General features: G+C 34.5%; 20 protein-coding genes and 5 pseudogenes. 18 read left to right on the forward strand and 7 right to left on the reverse strand.

The window, feature by feature from the left end:
• Positions 1–35 precede the first annotated feature (35 nt).
• Together B2008_RS00875 and B2008_RS00880 are read left to right on the forward strand one after the other, a co-directional pair.
• Positions 36–776, forward strand: coding sequence for a linear amide C-N hydrolase (locus tag B2008_RS00875; protein WP_281827738.1), 741 nt, complete (start codon positions 36–38; stop codon positions 774–776).
• 133 nt (positions 777–909) lie between these two features.
• Positions 910–1,575 (forward strand): annotated as a pseudogene (locus B2008_RS00880) (UPF0236 family transposase-like protein); the annotation flags it as partial.
• On the opposite strand, the pseudogene B2008_RS00885 reads toward B2008_RS00880, so the two are convergent.
• Positions 1,571–1,724, reverse strand: a pseudogene (locus tag B2008_RS00885) (transposase); the annotation flags it as partial. The pseudogenes B2008_RS00880 and B2008_RS00885 overlap by 5 nt on opposite strands.
• 196 nt (positions 1,725–1,920) lie before the next feature.
• On the opposite strand from B2008_RS00885, the gene B2008_RS00890 reads away from it, so the two are divergent.
• Together B2008_RS00890 and B2008_RS00895 are read left to right on the forward strand one after the other, a co-directional pair.
• Complete coding sequence (locus B2008_RS00890; RefSeq protein ID WP_281827739.1) at positions 1,921–2,358, forward strand: hypothetical protein; 438 nt, start codon at positions 1,921–1,923, stop codon at positions 2,356–2,358.
• A 232-nt stretch (positions 2,359–2,590) separates the two neighbouring features.
• Entirely contained in the window at positions 2,591–2,941 is a 351-nt protein-coding gene (locus B2008_RS00895) for a hypothetical protein (protein WP_281827740.1), read from the forward strand.
• A 67-nt stretch (positions 2,942–3,008) separates the two neighbouring features.
• On the opposite strand, the gene B2008_RS00900 is transcribed toward B2008_RS00895, so the two are convergent.
• The gene (locus B2008_RS00900) at positions 3,009–3,674 is read right to left on the reverse strand and encodes a GntR family transcriptional regulator (protein WP_281827742.1); all 666 of its coding nucleotides are present in this window, start codon (positions 3,672–3,674) and stop codon (positions 3,009–3,011) included.
• Between the two features lie 358 nt (positions 3,675–4,032).
• Here B2008_RS00900 and B2008_RS00905 point away from each other — a divergent pair, with 358 nt between their 5' ends.
• The 5 genes from B2008_RS00905 to B2008_RS00925 all read left to right on the forward strand — a co-directional run bounded on the left by B2008_RS00905 (position 4,033) and on the right by B2008_RS00925 (position 6,500).
• Positions 4,033–4,128, forward strand: coding sequence for an LPXTG cell wall anchor domain-containing protein (locus B2008_RS00905; RefSeq protein WP_281827743.1), 96 nt, complete (start codon positions 4,033–4,035; stop codon positions 4,126–4,128).
• Positions 4,129–4,356: 228 nt separating this feature from the next.
• Positions 4,357–4,563, forward strand: a complete 207-nt coding sequence (locus B2008_RS00910; protein ID WP_281827745.1) for a hypothetical protein — start codon at positions 4,357–4,359, stop codon at positions 4,561–4,563.
• A 148-nt stretch (positions 4,564–4,711) separates the two neighbouring features.
• A complete protein-coding gene (locus B2008_RS00915; RefSeq protein ID WP_281827747.1) occupies positions 4,712–4,942 on the forward strand; it encodes a hypothetical protein in 231 nt (76 codons plus the stop codon).
• A 497-nt stretch (positions 4,943–5,439) separates the two neighbouring features.
• A complete protein-coding gene (locus B2008_RS00920; protein ID WP_286822226.1) occupies positions 5,440–6,246 on the forward strand; it encodes a hypothetical protein in 807 nt (268 codons plus the stop codon).
• A 53-nt stretch (positions 6,247–6,299) separates the two neighbouring features.
• The gene (locus B2008_RS00925; protein WP_281827752.1) at positions 6,300–6,500 is read left to right on the forward strand and encodes a hypothetical protein; all 201 of its coding nucleotides are present in this window, start codon (positions 6,300–6,302) and stop codon (positions 6,498–6,500) included.
• Between the two features lie 36 nt (positions 6,501–6,536).
• On the opposite strand, the pseudogene B2008_RS00930 reads toward B2008_RS00925, so the two are convergent.
• A pseudogene (locus tag B2008_RS00930) lies at positions 6,537–7,864 on the reverse strand (amino acid permease).
• Between the two features lie 309 nt (positions 7,865–8,173).
• On the opposite strand from B2008_RS00930, the gene B2008_RS00935 reads away from it, so the two are divergent.
• Positions 8,174–8,467 (forward strand): bacteriocin immunity protein, encoded by a 294-nt coding sequence (locus tag B2008_RS00935; protein ID WP_281827753.1) that lies wholly within the window; start codon positions 8,174–8,176, stop codon positions 8,465–8,467.
• Positions 8,468–8,534: 67 nt separating this feature from the next.
• Positions 8,535–9,221 (forward strand): endonuclease III domain-containing protein, encoded by a 687-nt coding sequence (locus B2008_RS00940; RefSeq protein WP_281827754.1) that lies wholly within the window; start codon positions 8,535–8,537, stop codon positions 9,219–9,221.
• 132 nt (positions 9,222–9,353) lie between these two features.
• Here the strand turns inward: B2008_RS00940 and B2008_RS00945 are convergent, their stop codons facing one another.
• The 3 genes and pseudogenes from B2008_RS00945 to B2008_RS00955 form a co-directional block, all read right to left on the reverse strand.
• Entirely contained in the window at positions 9,354–9,698 is a 345-nt protein-coding gene (locus B2008_RS00945) for a type II toxin-antitoxin system PemK/MazF family toxin (protein WP_281827756.1), read from the reverse strand.
• A complete protein-coding gene (locus B2008_RS00950) occupies positions 9,698–9,946 on the reverse strand; it encodes a type II toxin-antitoxin system PrlF family antitoxin (protein WP_006352242.1) in 249 nt (82 codons plus the stop codon). Before B2008_RS00950 ends, B2008_RS00945 begins: the two co-directional genes overlap by 1 nt.
• A 78-nt stretch (positions 9,947–10,024) precedes the next feature.
• Positions 10,025–10,174 (reverse strand): annotated as a pseudogene (locus B2008_RS00955) (MFS transporter); the annotation flags it as partial.
• 121 nt (positions 10,175–10,295) lie between these two features.
• Here B2008_RS00955 and B2008_RS00960 point away from each other — a divergent pair.
• From B2008_RS00960 to B2008_RS00985, 6 genes are all read left to right on the forward strand, one after another.
• Entirely contained in the window at positions 10,296–10,877 is a 582-nt protein-coding gene (locus B2008_RS00960; protein ID WP_281827758.1) for a hypothetical protein, read from the forward strand.
• A gap of 614 nt (positions 10,878–11,491) precedes the next feature.
• Positions 11,492–11,734 carry a hypothetical protein gene (locus B2008_RS00965; RefSeq protein WP_006352246.1) on the forward strand — a complete coding sequence of 81 codons (243 nt, stop codon included), beginning with the start codon at positions 11,492–11,494 and terminating at the stop codon, positions 11,732–11,734.
• Entirely contained in the window at positions 11,734–12,111 is a 378-nt protein-coding gene (locus B2008_RS00970) for a type II toxin-antitoxin system PemK/MazF family toxin (RefSeq protein WP_281827760.1), read from the forward strand. Before B2008_RS00965 ends, B2008_RS00970 begins: the two co-directional genes overlap by 1 nt.
• Before the next feature lie 417 nt (positions 12,112–12,528).
• Positions 12,529–14,172, forward strand: coding sequence for a peptide ABC transporter substrate-binding protein (locus tag B2008_RS00975; RefSeq protein WP_281827762.1), 1,644 nt, complete (start codon positions 12,529–12,531; stop codon positions 14,170–14,172).
• 199 nt (positions 14,173–14,371) lie between these two features.
• Complete coding sequence (locus tag B2008_RS00980) at positions 14,372–15,967, forward strand: ATP-binding cassette domain-containing protein (protein ID WP_281827764.1); 1,596 nt, start codon at positions 14,372–14,374, stop codon at positions 15,965–15,967.
• A complete protein-coding gene (locus B2008_RS00985) occupies positions 15,964–17,547 on the forward strand; it encodes an ATP-binding cassette domain-containing protein (protein WP_281827766.1) in 1,584 nt (527 codons plus the stop codon). The genes B2008_RS00980 and B2008_RS00985 overlap by 4 nt, the downstream gene beginning before the upstream one ends.
• Positions 17,548–17,763: 216 nt before the next feature.
• Here the strand turns inward: B2008_RS00985 and B2008_RS00990 are convergent, their stop codons facing one another.
• Complete coding sequence (locus tag B2008_RS00990) at positions 17,764–18,615, reverse strand: helix-turn-helix domain-containing protein (protein ID WP_281827767.1); 852 nt, start codon at positions 18,613–18,615, stop codon at positions 17,764–17,766.
• A 100-nt stretch (positions 18,616–18,715) separates the two neighbouring features.
• Between B2008_RS00990 and B2008_RS00995 the strand changes: the two are divergent.
• Positions 18,716–19,426, forward strand: a pseudogene (locus B2008_RS00995) (ABC transporter transmembrane domain-containing protein); the annotation flags it as partial.
• Positions 19,427–19,446: the final 20 nt, after the last annotated feature.

Consider the following 19,446-nt stretch of genomic DNA (forward strand, 5'->3'; position numbering starts at 1 on the left):
CTTTGATAAAATTTTATTTAGAATAGGTAGACACTATGTCACTAATTTATATTCGTCAAGCTGCCAAAAATGACCTTGAACAAATTATGCCGATCATTGATGAAGCAAAAAAGTTTTTAAAAGAAGAGGGGAACCCGCAATGGCAGAGTGATTATCCCAATGTTGGAACAATTACAGCCGACATTGAAGAAGGCGTAGCCTGGGTCTTAATCGTTGATCAGAAAATTGCTGGCTACACTGCAATTACTGATGGACCTGATCCCAATTATAAAAAGGTTTATGGCAAATGGAATAATGATCTTGATCCTTATGTGGCCATTCACCGTGTAGCGATTTCTGATGAGTATCGCGGGATGCATATTTATGACGATTCAGTGAATGTCTTAACCAACTTTTCAGTTTTCCCAGCACAAATTGAAAAGTTGGCTGATTTTGCGGCTGTCTCATCAGCACAACCTAAACCTAATGTTGCTTTGAATATGTATAGTAGAGGTCTAGGGACACGTCATTTGCTTGGCGGAATGGATTCTAGCTCACGCTTTGTTAAGGTAGCATTTACTTTGGCACATGCACCTAAGAGTGATGACGAAACTGAAAGTGTAACGAATTTCTTCAATATCTTGCATTCAGTCGAACAAGCAAAGAGATTGGACGAAATTGAACCTGGTAAATTTGAATATACAATGTATTCAGAATGTATGAATTTAGATAAAGGAATTCTGTACTTTACTACTTATGATAACAATCAAATTGACGCGGTTGACATGAATAACTAAGTGTATAATTTTTTGCGGTAAGTTGAATAAATAATTAAAAAAGCTCAAATCCTTTGAATTTGGACTTGAGCTCAAACAAAAAGACCAGTAGTCTGATGTTAAGAACAAAAAACACATTAGAAGCTGGTCTTTTATGGAATCTATTATAGCTGATATCATAAAAATTATTAAGTCTGAAAATAATGTTATTGCCCGTGAAAAGGCATTAATGTGCTACTTCTTTGATCTGATTAGAGAATTGATGACAGCAGCACTAGAAGAAGTTGATGCCGGCTTAGTTGAAGAAACTAAAAAGCAAGGCTATCAGATCGAGAAGAAAAATAAGCGTTCAGTTGTGACTGCCTTTGGTGAGATTAGCTATTGGCGCAGAAGATATGCTTGTCCAGGCAAAAAGGCTAAATATCCACTGGATAAGCTGATGGGCTATGACAAATATAAGCGTTACAGTGTTTTGGCAGTAAAAGATGTTTTGCAGGTTAGCGCCGTGGCAACTTACCGCAATACTGCTTTAGCTGTCAATACTCTCTCCTGTTTCAATATTAGCCATAGTCAAGTTGGCAAGCTGATTGTGCAAGCAGGCAAACAGATTAAAGCATAGCAGCAGTCTGAGGAAAGATACGATGGTATTACTCAAAAGAAAAAGGTGCCAGTGCTTTATCTTGAAGGCGATGGCGTTGTGATTAAAGGCCCCAAGAAGCGACTGGAATTTCATCGCTATCAGGTCTGCGAGGATATTATTAATTTAAGCAAGACGTGCAGAAAGAGAGTACAGGCCAAAGAGTTTGTTTCTTTAAGCCGCTTTTTGCATATGGATCATAGCCTAAAAAGGCAGTTAATTCAGCTTCAAGCAATTGATTAACTGCAGTTTGAATTTCCTTGCGCAAAAAATCATTAACTTTGTCTTGATTATTGGAGTGCTTGAGCCATATTTTTGGTAAAATCATTCATGAAGGAGTTCTTCTTTCTGTATGTTGTTTTTTTGTTCAATCCAATCATACGAGAAAGGAACTCCTTTTTCTAATGTTTTCAGAAATTAATTTAAGGAATCATTCATCCTTACACAAACTATTTTACGGTCTCGTTTTCTGTCAAATGCGGGCCTTTCTCATGTATACTATACTTATAACGTATTGAGGGAAGTACAATGGAGATTCATAACGAACAGTTTAAAATATTAGTCCGAAAAAAATTGTTACTAAATATCATTTCAGAAATCCTTCTGATTGTCGGCGGAATTCTAGCCATTAGACCAGAATCAAATTTAACTATTTCATTAATCGGAGTCGTAATCTTTTTCATTGGTTTTGGAATTGGAATTAGATCATTGGTTTTACGCAACAGCAAAAAGTACAAGAAGCTGCAGGAGGAAGAAGACGAATTTACCCGCATGGAACAGATTGTAGTTAATTTCGGATTAGCGATGACTATTGTTGGCATGATTTTTATCATCGCCTTATTTATCGGTGCTATCGTCTTTCTTTTCGTTTTTACACATTCGTGGACCAAAGTCATCTTCTTCGTTTTAGCCTTTGAATTAGTAACCGATTTATGGGATTACTTCAAATTAAGTCAAAAAGAATAATTTGTATACTCTTATTCTGTTGTGGGATAAGAGTCTTTTTTATCTTTTTTAAAATTTTTCGTATAAAATAACAGGCTGTTTTCGTTATTCTATACAGAGCTTAAATACTAGTATAATAGGCATGACTGCAATTTTTGCACGCTTGATCTTCTTATATTAATGGGTAAAATCATAAGTGAATAGAGAGATATCAGAGTGTATAAAATACTTATTTAGGATCAAGGTTTTAAAGATGAGAAAGATAGTTAGATTTGTTTCAAGTATCGTTCTGTCAATTGGTTTATTAGGAGCAATAGGTCAAGTTGCTGCAGCTGATGGAGGAAGTTCTGCACCACAATTCGGTTCTGCAGAAGTTGCACCAACCAATCCTACTATTAAGAAGGGAAATAAGATCATTGTCATTGTCAAAGACACTAAGAACCAAAAAGTAGCTGTTTATAATAAAAATGCACAAAAGACTAATAAAACAGTGAAAATGGGAAGCATCTTTACTGCTAAGGCTGTCAAAAAGACAAATGGCAAGAAGATTGTTCAAGTAAAGAAGAATAGTTGGTTGAATAGTAAAGACGTAACCAAATATTAGTTAAATAGACTCATTTTTTAAACTAAAAAATCACCGTATAGCAACTAGGCTATGCGGTGATTTTGTTTTATTTTTCGAAGTAATCTCCAAAGTCGTTGACCAATTTTTCTTCTTTCTCTGGTGAAATCTCCATTTCGTAGTTGAAATATTTTTCCACTTTATCAGTTTCATTATTGAGAACAGAATTCATAAGTTTAAGATCTGTTTCAATTAAATTTTCCCAGGATTGCTGATCAGATTGCAAAATTAAAACAACGACACGATAAAAGTAAATGTTGATGTTCTGCAACCAAGTCCAGGTCATGTCATGTCCCGTTTTTTTATAAAATTGGGCATGGAAACGATCAAAGTAGTGGAAGAATAAAGGAACATTCTTTTCTTGAATAGCACTTTTTTCAACTTCAATCAAATGCTTCAAGGTACTGATATCAAGCGGAGTAAAGTCCTTTTGACAAGCTTCCTGCATAATCGATGATTCTACATTGTGGCGCAAATAGATGGCGTCATTCACCCGAGGCAGGTTAATCAATGAAACGTAGGTTCCAGATTGCGGGATTACGTTGATTAAGCCAACTTGCTTTAAATGAAGCAAGGCTTCACGGACAGGGGTACGACCGATTCCGATTTCTTCTTCAATATTTTTCTCTGAAATTTTTTGACCAGGGACATAGTTCAAATCGACGATTCGAGAGAGAATTTGTCGATAAGCTTGATCAGTTAAAGTATTATTCAATCCAAATTTCTTTCTTTCTTCTTATTCTCATATACTATCATAACCTCTTTAATAAAAATAAGGTAAATGATTCATATTAATGTGCAAGTTTGCATTTAAAATTAAAAACAAGCGTTTTCATTGAAATACTAATATATCAGTATATAATCTATTTTTGATGATAAGAAGAATAAACCGGGATAGAAGGTATAAAAATCAACAGAATTAATAAATCCCAGCACAATCTGAAGGTGGTGATGATCAAAATAATGCAAACAGTGAAACTAATCAAACAAATTACTCAGATATTAAAGATAGCCAGTCAAAGGTAGTTCGCACTTCTTCAGTTGCTAATACTCAAACTGAAGAAAATAGTGAATTGCCAAAGACAGGTCACAAAAACGCTTTAGCTTTAGGCTTGATTGGTGTAGCTGTTTCATTCTTGGGCTTGATTCTTCTTAAGAAAAAAGCATAAAACTCTGTTAAACATTCTATTCACACTCTCTGTTATAAATGCTCCTTGGTTAACTAACCAGGAAGCATTTTTTCTTATTTTTTATCAATTTAATTTTATCCAAATGAACTTTGTTCTATTTTAACTCTGTGTGAAAATTTATATTTCAAATTAAAAATAAGGACAGTTTTTGCTTTTACTCAGCAATTTGCATCGCTTACAATAAAGTTGTGAAAAGAGGGCGATTTTATGACTGAAAATTACATGCACAGTTTGCTTGTTAACGAAAAAATTAGTAAAATTGTGGCTCCAATTGCCATTGTCTTTATGTTATGGCTGTTAGTCAGCGTAATGTTTAACTTTAAGGTATTCATGCTTTCGCTGTCAGTCGGATTTATTTTGATTGCTCTTTATGCAATTGTTGATCTAATCGTGGTTAGACCGAGTAAAAGTTGAAAAATTGAATAACAGGTTGGTAAAATGATCAAATCTCAATAGAAGATTTGGTCATTTTTATTTTTTGTATAGAAAATCACTTTATTTCTGCGTCAAAATTTTAAAAGAGAACTATAATGTAAGTGCTATGAGAAAGGAAGTTTTTATTATGGCAGCAGATGAAAAAGAAATTGAACAAACCGCAATGATTGATCGTAACATGGATCAAGTTTTTGATTGGGCTAAGGGCAACGATATGCCTATTCGTGTCGCTATTTGGGACCACGAAATGGAAGCAAATGGCCATGACACGATGAAGACCGAAGCAGCTGTTAAATGGATCTTAAAGGCTGATGACGATAAGATCAAAGACTACTGCGAAAAGAACTTGAAGAAATAACTAAAATATTCTACTTAATGATTTCGTCTGCAAAAAAGCTGATCAGGGCAATTCCTGACCAGCTTTTTTAATGCTATACTTACTAAAAAAGTTGGTTTTCAAATGTTTGAAGAAATAAAAAATAAATCGGTTGCCTGGTTAGGAATCATCAGTTTCATGGTGAATTGCTTTCCGTACGCAATCTATATTCTGTTGATTAATCGCAACGGCTCGTTAATTAGCGATGTTCTGCCGATGGCTATTTTTTACGCCTTTAGAAGAACAGCGCTCTTCATTTTTCGTGATTAAGAAAAAACAGCAATCTTCTGGGCTGGATCGGACTTATATTTGGTCTTGTTGGCTCCATAATTGGAATTTTCGGTGTTATTTCGCATCTTTTCTTTGATTTATCAGCTGTTTTTATTGGCAGTGCTGCTGCTATTTTTCCTGCATCCCTCAATCAAAATAAACGAAAACTTGCACCAAGCAAGAAAAAGAAGGGCAATTCTAAAAAAGCGTTGCTTGCTTTGATCATCATCTTGCTTTTACTGGCAATTTTCGCAGTATTGGCTAAATTTGCACCGACCTTAGCTTTCTTATGGCCTCTCGTTGCTAACACAATTGGTATGATCGGCTACTACCACACATATGGTTTTTACCATCAAAAAGGTGAGTTGAAGATCAGTTGGCCAAATCTTGTCCTAGTGACTTTTCTTTTCGTTGCCATGCTGTTGATGGAAGCCAGACGAAACCAAAATGTCGGCACCTTTGTTGAATGGGGAATTTTCCTATTAGCTGCCTTTTTGGTAATTCTAATGTTAATCCTTATTTTCGACCATCATTCTCATTTTTCAGCTGCTTCCAAAGAAACTTACTTTCAAATGAGCATGTATGGTGTTTGTGCCATGTTCTGGATTACCTATAGCGGTGTCCTGGTAACTATTGTTCATGGTGCCGGAGCTTTTGCTTGGATCTTCTTCGCCTACATTGCGGCAGTTGCGTTAGGAAAGACACTTGCAGCTTTTGTCACAAAAGTCTTACCATTTGATGTTCTAACAACGGACAGTTTAATCATTATTCTACGGGTCTTGTGTACATTTTGGTTTCCTACGTTTTTTGTTGGAGTCTTTTTAATCAGAGCCTTTGCCAACTATCAAAAGGAAATTGCCTTGAATAAATACGAGAAAGAAACTAATAATCAAGAAGATTCGTATTACCTGCAATATTATTTAACTTCACTTTCGGCGTTTTTCACTCAAACCATCATGTGGACGACCTTGATTAAAAAATTAGATAAAATTAACTTTTGCGTAAAGTCTCCGTAATATTTTCTGGATAAACTATTTACAGTAATCCAATTCTAAAGGAGTCAGCCCACATGAGTAAAATAATCAACTTACATGGAAAAACTACTCAGCCTGCAGCCTCAGAAGATCAACTTCTCGGTGACCTCGTTGATTTGCTGAATGGGGCACTGTCGGGTGATAAGCGTCGGACTGAGATTGTTGATAAAAATCAAGTAAAAAGTCAGAGCAATCGACAAGACAACGTTACTGATATTAATAAATATCGCAAATAAATAGCATCCTGCAAAAGCAGAATGCTATTTTTGTTTTTAGACAATTTTATAGATAAACCAAAGAAAGACAATAAATAGAGCTAAAATAATTAAAGGCAAGCGAGTTGAAGGAATAAAGAAAAGAATAACTAGAACTGCCAAATAGAAAAGAATTGTTAACCAACTCGTAAAGGGGAAGCCTGGCATTTTAGAGGCTCCCAATTTTTTCTTGTTAGCTTGACGATATTTAATATGTGCCCACATGATAATCAGCCAAACAACTACGAAATTAATTGTTGAGACCGTCGAAACAATACCAAAAATTCTTGCTGGCATTAAGTAGTTCAAAATAACTACAATGAATAAAATCAAAGATGAAATAGTTAGAGCGTTTTTTGGAATAGCTTTGTTGCTTAGTTCGCCCAGTTTTTTAGGAGCATTGCCGCCGCGTGCTAATGCATAAAATGAACGACTGGTAGAGAAAATTGCACTGTTGGTTGCCGACATTGCTGCAGGTAAAACCACGAAATTCAATATTCCGGCTGCTCCCATGACGCCAATAGCAGCAAAGACTTGAACGAAGGGACTAGAGGTTGTTTTAATTTGATTCCATGGATAAACCGCCATGATTGCTAGCATTGAACCGATATAAAAGAGTCCAATTCTTACAGGCAAAGTATTAATAGCTTTAGGGATGTCTTTTTCTGGATTAGCTGTTTCGCTGGCCGTTAGTCCTACAATTTCCACACCAACAAAGGCAAAGACAACCATTTGAAATGATGTAAGAAAACAGCTGATTCCTGTCGGGAAGAAACCACCATTGCTGACCAAATTTACAAGCGAGGTCGTGCGCCCGGCAACTTTTGTATGAAAAAGCAATAGAACTGAACCTATCAAAATTAGTGCAATGATTGCAATAACTTTGATCATTGAAAACCAGCTCTCAAGTTCGCCAAACAGCCCTACATCGACCATATTTACAAACATTAAAATAATAACGATTAACAAGGGTTCTACCCATTGCGGAAGCCAGGGAAACCAATATTTTAAGTAGATACCCGTAGCGGTTAAATCGGCCATCGCTAAACTTAGCCAGCAAGCCCAATAGGTCCAGCCGGCGACGAATTCTGTTCGATCGCCTAAATATTCTTTTGCGGCATCTAAAAAGGAATGTTTAGATGGATCAGCTAGAATCAACTCTCCTAAGACACGCATCATAAAAAAGGTAATGATTCCTACAATTAACTAGGAAAGAATGATTGATGGGCCGCACTTTTGATGGCTGAACCTGAACCCAAGAATAATCCGGTACCAATTGCACCGCCGATCGCAATCATCGTCACGTGGCGGCTTTTGAGTCCGCGATTCAACTTTTCATCTTCCATAAAAACACTTCCTCTGAACCTTAGTAAAAATTGAGTTTTGCTTCATAATAGTGGATTGTGTTTTATTATAAGCAAATTAAAAAGATATTGTCAATTTGAATAAAGATATAGTATTAATTAGAAATACATATTAAAGAATACGCCAACGAAAAAATCAAACGCTTTAATTATGAAGTGTTACTAATTATCAAATAACAATTTTATATCTGAGGATGATAGATATGGAAGTTTTTGCGTAAGCAACTTGGAATCATTAATGCTGAGTAAGTGAATTATAATTTTCGTAAAATAAGAAGAGGGATAGACAAGATGTTTGGAAGAAAAAAACGTATTAATGAAGAAAAACAATTTTTAGCAATGATAAATTATTTGCTTGATGATGATACAGTTGCTCCGAAGGAACTTCAGGCTTTAGAAAAAGCAAAAAAGCGAATTGAAAAGGATGAATATTATCCACGAATTTTACAAGGCTTAATGAATGATCTTCGTCCCATGGCTTTGCACAGTGAACTTTCTAAGCATGTTGGTGAATTATATTTGCATGCAATTAATGATGCTTATCAAGATAATGGCTGGAACGGAATTAGTTTTATGAGTTTTTAGAGTATTAATTTATATGAGCAAAAAGACCTCTGTCTATGTATTAATAGCTAGAGGTTAGGGTATAAAAATGGCAATTAAAATCACTTTGAATCAGCTTTACGATATAATGTATGACAACATGGATCCCACTGGCTGGTGGCCAGGACGTTCAGATTGGGAAGTAATTTGGTCAACGGTTCTAATTCAAAATACTAATTGGAAAAATGTTGCTAAGGCATTAAAGGATTTGTACAAAGTAAGTGGATTTTTGCCGCAAAAAATCTTAGCCTTAACGGATGAAGAATTGACTAATGCAATTAAAAAAGCAGGCTTCTATACTCGAAAAGTTAAAACTATTCAGAATTTAGCGAAATATTTTCAAAAGTATAGTTTTGATTTGGAATTGATGCAGGAAATGCCCAAAGAAAAATTGCGTAAAGAATTGTTAGCTATTAAAGGGATTGGCTCGGAAACGGCTGACGTGATTTTGATGTATGGTTTGCGTAAGGGCGAGTTTGTCGTTGACAATTATTCTTATCGTTTGTTTGAATACTTGGGATGGAAGATGCCGAAGTATGAAAAGGCAAAGAAGATAATTAAAGGTGATTTGCAAGATTTTACTTTGCGTAATTACCAGAATTTCCATGCAATGATCGATACTTTTAACCAAGAATATAAGCTGCCGCAGGATTTTTGTAAATCATTTTTGGCAAATTATCAGTTAATTACGCCGGAAGAGAAAACTTCTGAAGAATTGCAAAAAATAAATTTGTAGAAAATGCGTTAAAATCTTAGTACTTTTTAAATCGAGTAACTGTGCTTGTTTATTGACATCAAGCTGCAGAAAAATATAAATTGATCGAATGAAAAGCCCTTATCTACATAAAAGTAGGTAAGGACTTTTTTATTAGAAAAATTGTTGTAATACAGACTTTATATTTTGCATCTCATCATCTGTTAATTTCCCTTTTAAGGAGCCACTGATTCGTTTATTTGGATCGATTGTACGAATATGTTGTAATAACGCTGTACCGTAAACTTTATCTTTATTAAGAAAAACAAAAAGTGGTGATTTCCTAAACTTTTCTTCTGTTTGATATTTTTTTGCTGAAGAAATAGGTACTACAATTACAGTATTAAAGACACGATTGTATTGATTATTACTAACTATAATGCATGGTCGTGTTTTTCTTTCTTCATTACCTTTAGAAGACTCCAAATTAATGAAATAAATTTTGCCTTGCTTATACATCAATCGATCCTTTCTTCTCCTACATCTTGTCCCCAATCTATCTCTGGAGTATCAATATTGCCGTAGACTTTTTCTTGAGCGTCGACTATATCCCATAGATTATTTTTAGGTTTTTCTAAAGTAACGGATTCATTATCTTTAATATTAAAAACAATGGTTTTATCATTTTTGTTAAGTTTCAATGTGTCACGAACTGCTTTGGGAATTGTAATTTGATTTTTGCTGGTAATTTTTGCTTGAACTTGCATAAAAATCACTCCTTATAAATTCTAAATAAATAGTACCTTGCTTTGTAAGGAAATATCACTTATTTATTCTTCTATGACTTATTCTTTATTTTTATTAAAAATCAATAGATAAAAGACAGCTGTCAATACTTCCGCAATTCCTTCCAAAGCAACAGCCATACTGCTGCCAAAATGTTGGACAATTAATCCGCCTAAAAAAGAACCAATCGGAATCATACAGTTAATAATAGGATATGGAGCAGTAGGAAAAGTATCGAAAGTTGGATTTTTACGTTCTAATAATCTGTTAGGTAAGAGAGTACTAGTTTTAAATCCTAAAGGAACATTTCAAGAAAAGATTTTATCGAATTTGCCGCCATTAGTTATTCCTATTCCAAAAGGAGTTAAGGATGAAGAAGCAGTAGCATTAATAGGAGGGGGAGATGTTGCGTTAACATTCTTAAAACTATTAAGAAAGAGTTCACCAAAGCAAATAATAATCTACGGTGCAAATTCTGTGACAGGGTTGATTCTCATGCAACTTTTAACAAATTTAACAAAATTATCGATTGTGCCGATGACTACTAAAGCTTCACAAAAGTATCTTAATGATAAAATTTCTGAATATGGTATTAGAATTTCTAAACATATGGAAAAGATTCCTAGTACAGTAGTTGATATAGCTGGCAATGGTGTAACAAGAGAACTAATGGAACATGTTAGAAGTGGAGATAAAGTTTATAGTATTGCACAAAATAATTTAAGAGGCGTTCAATTTATTAGTAAACCGTCTTTTCCCAATGACTATCGAACTTTACTGCAATTGATTGATAAAAAACAATTGTTTATTCCGATTGGTGAAGTCTTTTCTATTGATAATATAAAAAGTGCAATAGATTATTTAAGTAGTCATCATAGTCGAGAAAGAATTTTGTTATCTTTTGAAAAATAAGGTGCGATATAGAAATAATCTGTTTCTTTATGGCATGGAAAATAAAAATTGCGAGTGAATGAAAAATACTGGTCAATTAATTTGTTGATTAATTTATAACTTGCTATAATATCACTAGATAAAAAAGAGGTCGACAATACAAATGTCAACCTCTCAGTGTAGAGCCGCTTCGGCGGTGCTATCCAAAATTTAATTAATGTTTTTGAATAACTGCCAGCTTTGCAGAGCTAAGGCAGTTATTTTTTTCGCCGATCTTCAAATTCGATCAGCTTCACTACCAATGCAATAATTATACTAAATACGAACATATGGTTGCGATGAGATTATATTACCAAATTGATGATCTTCTTGATCGAACCATTCACGTGCAAAATCAATTAAAGGCCGTAAGTTGATTACTTTGATAATACCTTTACTCAATTTAAGTAATTTGAATTCGTTAGGATATTTAGCTTCAAACGTTGTGCCATTTTTATCAATTCCATAATTAAATTTATTAATCATTTAGTACACTTAATACTAATTTATGGATAAATGAATCAGCTTTCCCTACTTTTTAATTGATAATATGTCCTTGAGTGTGTATACTTTGTGTATATAAAGGAGCGATTAATATGACTGTTAAATTAAGAAAAGTTGGAAATTCAAGAACCTTAACTGTTCCTAAAGAAATAAAGGCTGTTAGTGACGAATATACAGTAAAAAATGATGGTACTACAATCATTTTTACTCCTGTTAAAAAAAGAAAAAATATTTTTGCTGATCCAGAATGGAAAAATTATGATTATCAAAATGATGTAAAGAATGATACGGATTTGCAATCAGTAAAACCTGTTGGCAGGGAGGTTATTGATTAATGCAATTTCCTAAAAAAGGTGATGTAATTATTGCAGATGCAGAGCCACATTCAGGTCATGAAATGGGTGGTCATGATCCACGAAAAGGTAATATTCGTAGACATTATGTCGTTATGAGTACAAATGAATATAATGAGGCTACTCATATGTTTATCGGTATGCCAATTACAACTTCGAATAAATATGAAAATAATCCTAGATACTTACCTATTTTAATTAATGGTAACGGCAATACAGGCGTCAAAGGATATATTGTTTTATGGCAATTGCAAAATTTCGATTTTGAATCTAGAAATGGAAAAATTATTAATCATGTTGACCGTAAATTATTAGATAGTTTACAACGTTATGTAGACGACATGGTGGGAAAGGAATAAAAAAGAGAGATATCCTCCTGTCAAATTTTGAAGTATCCAGATTTAATCAGAAATTAAAAAATCACCTAAAGTTCATATTTTGAGTAGTCAATGAACTGATAGGCTTAAACAACTAACCAAAAATAAGAAAAAACTATTGTATTTTTCTGGAATTAAGGATATCATTCTACTTATAAATTGTAAGACATAAAAGGAGATGAAAAACATGTTGGCACTTAAATTTACAAATGAATCTAGAGAATGTTGTTGCTGTAACAGCATCTTATTTGACGTGCCTAACATGCAACGCATCTCTATCTATAATTATTTTAGTTAATTTATTTTTTATTGATTGAAATTCTTATTCAAACGAGCTGTAGTCATTTTAGGCTGCAGCTCGTTTTTTGTGTCTAAAAAAATATAAAAGGAGAGAATGACATGAATAAATTTAAGATTTTTGCGACAAGTTTAGTTACTATTTCTGCAGCGATAGTACTTGTGGCTTGTGGCAATACTTCTAATTCACAAAGTTCAGGAAATAGTAAAACTTTAAATTTGAGTACAACTGCCCCTTTGGACACGATTGACATTAGTAAATCCACCGGTTATGGCCAAACAGGTAATGTGTTCGAAAGTTTCTATCGCCTAGGTAGCAATGGTAAACCAACAGCGGGTTTAGCAAAGTCCGGGTCTGTTTCTAAAAACGGAAAAACTTGGACTTTCAAATTAAGAAATGCGAAATGGTCAAATGGAGATCCAATTACTGCTCAAGATTTTGTTTATTCCTGGCATCGTAGTTTGAATCCAAAAACTGCTTCACCATATTCCTACTTATTCAGCGGTGTGAAAAATGCCAACCAAATTATTGCAGGCAAAAAGAATCCCAATAGTTTAGGGATTTCAGCACCAAATAAGAGGACGGTAGTTGTGAAATTAACACGTCCAATTGCTTACTTTAAGGTTTTAATGGCTTATCCACTATTTGGGCCGCAGGACACAAAAGTTGTCAAAAAATATGGTAGTAAGTATGCTACTAAATCACAATACCAAGTTTATTCAGGTCCATTTAAAATTACAGGATGGAATGGCACTAATGATTTCTGGTCATTTGTTAAAAATAAAAATTATTGGGATAAAAAAGCAGTTAAGCTGAACAAGATAAACTATGAAGTGGTTAAATCAAACAACACGGGCTATCAATTATATCAACAAGGTAAATTAGATTTAACGCCACTTTCCAGTGAACAGGTTAAAAACTTGAAAAGCAACAAAGATTTTAAGTCATATCCATATTCTTATGTTCGCTTCTTAATGTATAACTTTAAGGATAAAAACAAAGTAAATCGGAAGGCTTTGAATAACCGCAATATTCGTCTTGCTTTATCATTGGCAATTGATCGAAATGTAATTACAAAAAAGGTTTTAGGTGACGGTTCTACAATCCCAACCGGTTTCGTTGCCAGTCAATTGGCTTCAGATCCAAAGTCCGGTACGGATTTTGCTAAACAGCAAAGTGTTAAAAATACTACTAATTATAATGCTGATTTGGCTAAGAAATATTGGCAAAAGGGCTTAAAGCAAATTGGTGAAAAGAATTTAACTTTTAATCTTTTAGCTTCAAATGACAGCCCCGATAGTGACCAGTTGACGCAATACTTACAATCACAATGGACCAAAGTATTAAAGGGTATCAAAGTTGATGTAATAAATATTCCTGCAAAATCATTTGATAGTCGTGCTCAAAGTGGCGATTTTGACATTGATTTGTCTGGTTGGGGTGGCGACTTTAATGATCCAATGACCTTTATGCAAATCCCAATGACAGGCACTTCATATAATTATGGCAAGTGGTCAAATAGTAAATATGATCAGTTAGTAAATCGGGGAGCCAACCAGGACGCAAATAATGTCAATGCCCGTTGGCAGGATTTGGTTAAAGCTGCTCGAATTGTAAATAGTGAACAAGCGATCACTCCAATTTATCAACAAACAACGGCTTATTTGCAAAATTCAAGAGTTCATGGCATCATTCATAACACTGCTGGTACGCAATGGAATTACAAATATGCTTACGTAAAATAGCAAAAAATGTTTAAAAATGCGTTAAGAGCTTTTCCTCTTAGCGCATTTTTTGTATGTATCTAAAGATCAGTTGTTTTCTCCAGACTATTTATTGCCAATTAAAATATTAGTTGTAAATTAAACATAGGGGGGGTAAAATTAAAAGCAAATAAGAAGATGAAAATAAATTTTAAATAAAGGGAGAGAAGGAGAAGTAAAAATGAGCCTAAAAGAGCTTTTGAAAATAAACATTCCGCGATCAGGTTTAATTATTTTCTTATATTTAATTTATGCTATTGCTGGTTCGATGGGTGAATATCTATTTAAATATGCTCTAAATGCAATTACAGTTGGCCACTTGAATACTTATCTCTTTTGGCAAATTGTTGAAGCAGTGATGGAAGTATTAGCAGCACTTTTATTGCCAGTTGCAACGGTTGTTTTTACTAGACAGACGCAGAATTATCTACACAAAATTCGGCAAGACATCGTGCAACACTACTATGTTCAGGGCGATGAAAAAGTAGCTAACATGCAAAATGAATTAACAGCCAATTTGAAGTTGCTTACGGACAAATATGCCATTTCTTGGATCACTATTCTAAGTGGTTTGTTTGAAATTATCATTGCTATTGGTCTGCTCGTCAGCATGAATTGGTTATTAATTGTTGTAACTGCGGTTTTAGCGGTTTTGACTTTGTACTTGCCTAAGCTGCTAGAAAAGAAAACTTCCGCTGCAATGGATCAAGTCAATCAAAAACATCAAAAGTTATTGGCTGCGATTGAGCATTGGCTTGGCGGACTGCAGGAATTGCGACGTTATAGTGCTTATGGTCGGCTTTCACGGCAACTAAAAAAAGCGAGTGGCGACTATGCGGAAGCCGGAATTAAAAGCGAAGGTATCGCCAGTTGGTCATATTTAATTAATGGTGTTGGTAACACTTTGGCACAATTTGGTTTAGGAATTACAGGTGGCTTGCTCTTCATTTTCGGCAAAATTTCCTTTGGTGACTTTGTCGTTGCCAGCGGTTTTGCATTTACTATTTTTTCCGGGATCTGGGATATTACTGACTCACTGACAAAAGTGAAATCAACCAAGACCTTGCGTGCACAAACTGCCGAATTAAGAAAAAAGCTTGCCGATCATGCTGCTGAAAAAGTCCCAGTCTTTAGTCTTTCAGTTAAAAATCTAAAAGTTAAATATGATCAGGGCGAAGAAATTGCTTATCCGGATTTTGAAATTAAAAAAGGACAGAAGGTCTTGCTCAGCGGTGATTCAGGTACGGGTAAATCAACCTTGTTTAAAGTACTTTTAGGCGAATTAAAACCTGAAACAGGGACGATCACCTATTATGATCAATCTGGCAATATTATTCCAAATGAAAAAGCAGAACTTAATTTCATGCCGCAAGATCCGATCGTCTTTCCTGTTTCGATCAAAGACAACATTACCATGTTCAAAGAAGAACTCGCAGACAAGTTGGGTCGGGTAACACAAGCAGTGCAATTGCAGCCTGATTTGGCTAAGATGCCTGCAGGTCTTGATACGCAAGTTGATTTGAAAACAGAAAATCTGTCAGGCGGGCAAAGACAAAAAGTTGTCTTGGCAAGAACGGAAATTCATGAGCAGCCCTTTGTTTTAATGGACGAGGTTACCAGTGCGATTGATCAAGAAGCAACGGAGAAAATTATTGATAACTTGCTTCAAACAAATCAAACCATTTTAATGATTGCACACAACTTTACACCGGAATTAAAGGAAAAATTTGATCAAGAAATCAAATTAACTGCTAAGGGAAAGGAGAATAAAGAATGAGTTTAAAAGAATTATATCGAATTAACCCTAAGAGATTTATTCTTCTTGTCATTTTGCAGATCTTTACGCCAGCTGTTTCAATCGTCAATATTTATGTTGCTCAACAGGAAGCAAATATTGTTTTAACTAAAAATCTGCGCAATTACTGGTTAATCAGCTTGCTTGCATTAACACTTATGTTCATCTCATATGGAGTTTTTGCTTGGTTCAATTATTTATCAAATAAACAAATGCAAGAAATCGGCAATCAAGTTAGAGCAGAAATTGTCGATCATTATTATCATGACGGTAAAGAACATCAAGTTGCTGCAATGCAAAACCGTTTAACCAACGATTTGGAAATCGTAATGGGCAACTATTATGAGCCATTTTTAATGGGCATTTACGGTGCCACGCTCGTTGTTGGCGTTATCGTTTATCTGATTATTTTGAATTGGCTGCTGCTAATTACGATCTTATTAATGGTGGCTATTTCTCTGCTTTTGCCAAAATTAACTGAAAAGCCGCTGCAAAAGGCCACCAAGATGATCTCTGATAGCAACCAAGTGTACCTTGATTCTTTGAACGAGTGGCTTTCTGGCCTAGCTCAAATTAGACAGTTCTTTGCTGGTGCTAAATTGTTTAATGTTTCATCAGTAGCTTCTAAAAAGCTCGAAGATGCAACGGTGAAACAAACGGCATATCAAAAGTTATTAGAGGCTCTCAATGGGATTGTATCTGCAATTTTTGGTTTGATTCTGTTTGTTCTAGCTGGATTTTTGATCAAAGACGATCAACTGACAATCGGAACTCTAGTTATTGTCGGTAACTTTAGATTTTATCTCAATTCTGGTATTAATAGAATTACGTCAGCTCGCGGTTCAATGAAGGGAACGACTAAGCTGCTTGATGAGATCGATGAATCGGCAGCTGAAGTGCAACCACATGCGCAAACTGATTTGGAAATTCCAAGCATCATCAAGACTAAGGATTTGTGTCTGCAATTTCCGAATGGCGAAAAATTGACTTATCCTGATTTAACTATTAATCAAGGTGAAAAGATTCTGTTGACAGGTGATTCGGGTTCGGGCAAGTCGACTCTGTTTAAACTGATTTTGGGCGGACTCAAACCAAGCAAGGGTAAAGTGATTTTTGAAGATCAGGATGGCAAAGAAATTGAGCCTGATCTAAGCAAGATCGGTTATATTCCGCAGGATCCGATTGTCTTTCCGGCTTCAATTGAAGACAACATCACAATGTTTAATGAAAGATTGGATGGAAAAGTTGAAGCTGCTGTCAAAGAAGTTAACTTTGATGAGGATATCGATAAGTTTAATAAAGGTTTGCAGCAAAAATTAAATTTGGATAAGTTAAATATTTCTGGTGGTCAGCGGCAAAAGATCGTGCTTGCTAGAGCCAAGGTTCACAATAGCGACATTATTCTGATTGATGAAGGAACAAGTGCGATCGATCAACCCGCAACCATGAATATTTTGAAGAATTTAGTGAAGAGTAAAGCAACGATTGTCTTTATTGCTCATAACTTCAATGAAGGAATGCGGCAGTTGTTTGATCGCGAGATCCATTTGGTAAAAGAATAGAAGTCAGCATTATGTTTTTTGCTAAAAAAAAAGACTAACAGTTTTAGTGTTACGAAAGGATCTAAAAAATTAAATTATTTGTTGAATAACTGCTAGCTTTGCAGAGCTAAAGCAGTTATTTTTTTCGCCAATTCTTGAATTTGATCAACTTGACGACAAATGTACCAAGCATTAACAGTAAAGCATCTGAGACAAATATGAAATTTCTCTTTTTATTTACCTTAATTCTTTTGCCCTTTTAAATACATCGATAAAGGTATTGGCAGCGTCATTCATTCCTAAATCAACTGTTTTTTGGATGAATTCTAAAATGTCATCTTCTTCGCCATTTTCCATGTATCGTACAACCTCTTGTAAAAAGTTCAAAGTCATTTTAAAGAAGCTAAATACTTGTGACAGTTTTATTTGCTCAAGAGCGTTTAAAAGTTTTTTTGCTCGTTTCAAATCTTTTCGAAAGATAAGCGAAATACTTGCATCATCTAAAACTCCCATCATAGTTATTAGATTATAAAAAGTAGGGTCCTTTGGAATTAAATCTTGATTATTGATAATTTGCATTGCAATAGCAAAAACACGATCAGATTTGATCATAAAAACGCAGTTGCCAAAGAATGAAAGGTTGAAGGAACTCCAAACTTTAATTTGCGATAAGTGAGTATAAAGCCGCATTTGATCAGAAAAAGGCAATAAGTTTTTGTTCTTAATTAGTAAGTACTGATTGCATAGAACAACTACTAAAAATAGGTCAAAAAATTTTCTGTTTTGATGGTAAAGATCAAGATAATAGGCGATCAGTTTTTCCATTTTAACGGTGTCTTCGTCTTCGATTACCTGTCGTATTTCTGCTGGTAAGGTTTCATCATTATCGGCTTCAGAATTGCCAATGAATTCATTAGGAGTAAAATGAATACGATTAATTAACTTCATCACATTATCGAAGGTGATTTGAATTTTGCCGTTTTCCCAACGGGATAAATTTGAAGTTGAACAAATACCTTTTGCAGCAGCAGTTAACGTAATATTTTGTTCTTTTCTTAATCGTTTGAATTTTGGACCTAATGATTTCATCTGTACCTCCAAAAATTAATTTGCATATATGCAATATATCACTTTTGGCTGAAAAGATCATGGCATAATTATTCCAACATCTAAAAAGGGGCGAAAAATTATGCTTTATAAATACTCAAATCATTTCAAATTTATCTTAATGATTCTTATGGGATTTATTTCAAGTTTCTCTGCAATATTACTTGCATATGTGGTACAAACCTTAACTAATATTGCCACCCAAAGAAACTTTTCTCACTTGCAAGAATTTTTAATCATTGTCATTAGCGGTTTTATTATTACTTTTCTTGCCGGTCTAATTTTCAATCGGTTAAAAACAAGTACTATCAAAGAGACCAACACTTACTTAAGAATGAATATCTTTAAAGGGATGCTAGCAGAGGACAATGAACAAAATAGTGGTAGTTTAGGTTTTTTAACGAATGATTTTAAACTGCTTGAAACTAATCGCTTCGATGCTCAAATTGAAATTATTATGCAGCTTTTTGAGATGGTTCTGGCTTTAGGATATGCCTTAGCCGTCAACTGGGTTATCACCATTATGTTTTTAGTTTCTTCCTGTGTGCCAATGATTGCTTCAAGCTTTACTCAAAAAGCAATTCAAAAAGTTTCAGAAAAATGGACGGAAGCAAATGGTAAATACGTTAACCAAACTAAAAATTTTTTGGCAGGAAGTGAAACACTGAAATTGTATGGCGGCCAGGCAAGTGCTGCAGCCAAGAATGCGCAAACAATCACTTCTCTTGAAGCAGCTTTAAGAAAAATGAATTTGCTCAATTTGAATACTAATTCCTGGATTCAGTTATTAGGTCAATGTCATTAAGTTAAGAC

This window comes from Lactobacillus sp. UBA5813, assembly GCF_002417895.1.
Taxonomy (GTDB): domain Bacteria; phylum Bacillota; class Bacilli; order Lactobacillales; family Lactobacillaceae; genus Lactobacillus; species Lactobacillus amylolyticus.

Bases quoted from the DNA above. Each gene is read 5' to 3' on its own strand.
- B2008_RS00875 (WP_281827738.1), top strand. From the start codon at position 36: ATGTCACTAATTTATATTCGTCAAGCTGCCAAAAATGACCTTGAACAA.
- B2008_RS00890 (WP_281827739.1), top strand. From the start codon at position 1,921: ATGGAGATTCATAACGAACAGTTTAAAATATTAGTCCGAAAAAAATTG.
- B2008_RS00895 (WP_281827740.1), top strand. From the start codon at position 2,591: ATGAGAAAGATAGTTAGATTTGTTTCAAGTATCGTTCTGTCAATTGGT.
- B2008_RS00910 (WP_281827745.1), top strand. From the start codon at position 4,357: ATGACTGAAAATTACATGCACAGTTTGCTTGTTAACGAAAAAATTAGT.
- B2008_RS00915 (WP_281827747.1), top strand. From the start codon at position 4,712: ATGGCAGCAGATGAAAAAGAAATTGAACAAACCGCAATGATTGATCGT.
- B2008_RS00925 (WP_281827752.1), top strand. From the start codon at position 6,300: ATGAGTAAAATAATCAACTTACATGGAAAAACTACTCAGCCTGCAGCC.
- B2008_RS00935 (WP_281827753.1), top strand. From the start codon at position 8,174: ATGTTTGGAAGAAAAAAACGTATTAATGAAGAAAAACAATTTTTAGCA.
- B2008_RS00940 (WP_281827754.1), top strand. From the start codon at position 8,535: ATGGCAATTAAAATCACTTTGAATCAGCTTTACGATATAATGTATGAC.
- B2008_RS00945 (WP_281827756.1), bottom strand. From the start codon at position 9,698: ATGTATAAGCAAGGCAAAATTTATTTCATTAATTTGGAGTCTTCTAAA.
- B2008_RS00950 (WP_006352242.1), bottom strand. From the start codon at position 9,946: ATGCAAGTTCAAGCAAAAATTACCAGCAAAAATCAAATTACAATTCCC.
- B2008_RS00965 (WP_006352246.1), top strand. From the start codon at position 11,492: ATGACTGTTAAATTAAGAAAAGTTGGAAATTCAAGAACCTTAACTGTT.
- B2008_RS00970 (WP_281827760.1), top strand. From the start codon at position 11,734: ATGCAATTTCCTAAAAAAGGTGATGTAATTATTGCAGATGCAGAGCCA.
- B2008_RS00975 (WP_281827762.1), top strand. From the start codon at position 12,529: ATGAATAAATTTAAGATTTTTGCGACAAGTTTAGTTACTATTTCTGCA.
- B2008_RS00980 (WP_281827764.1), top strand. From the start codon at position 14,372: ATGAGCCTAAAAGAGCTTTTGAAAATAAACATTCCGCGATCAGGTTTA.
- B2008_RS00985 (WP_281827766.1), top strand. From the start codon at position 15,964: ATGAGTTTAAAAGAATTATATCGAATTAACCCTAAGAGATTTATTCTT.
- B2008_RS00990 (WP_281827767.1), bottom strand. From the start codon at position 18,615: ATGAAATCATTAGGTCCAAAATTCAAACGATTAAGAAAAGAACAAAAT.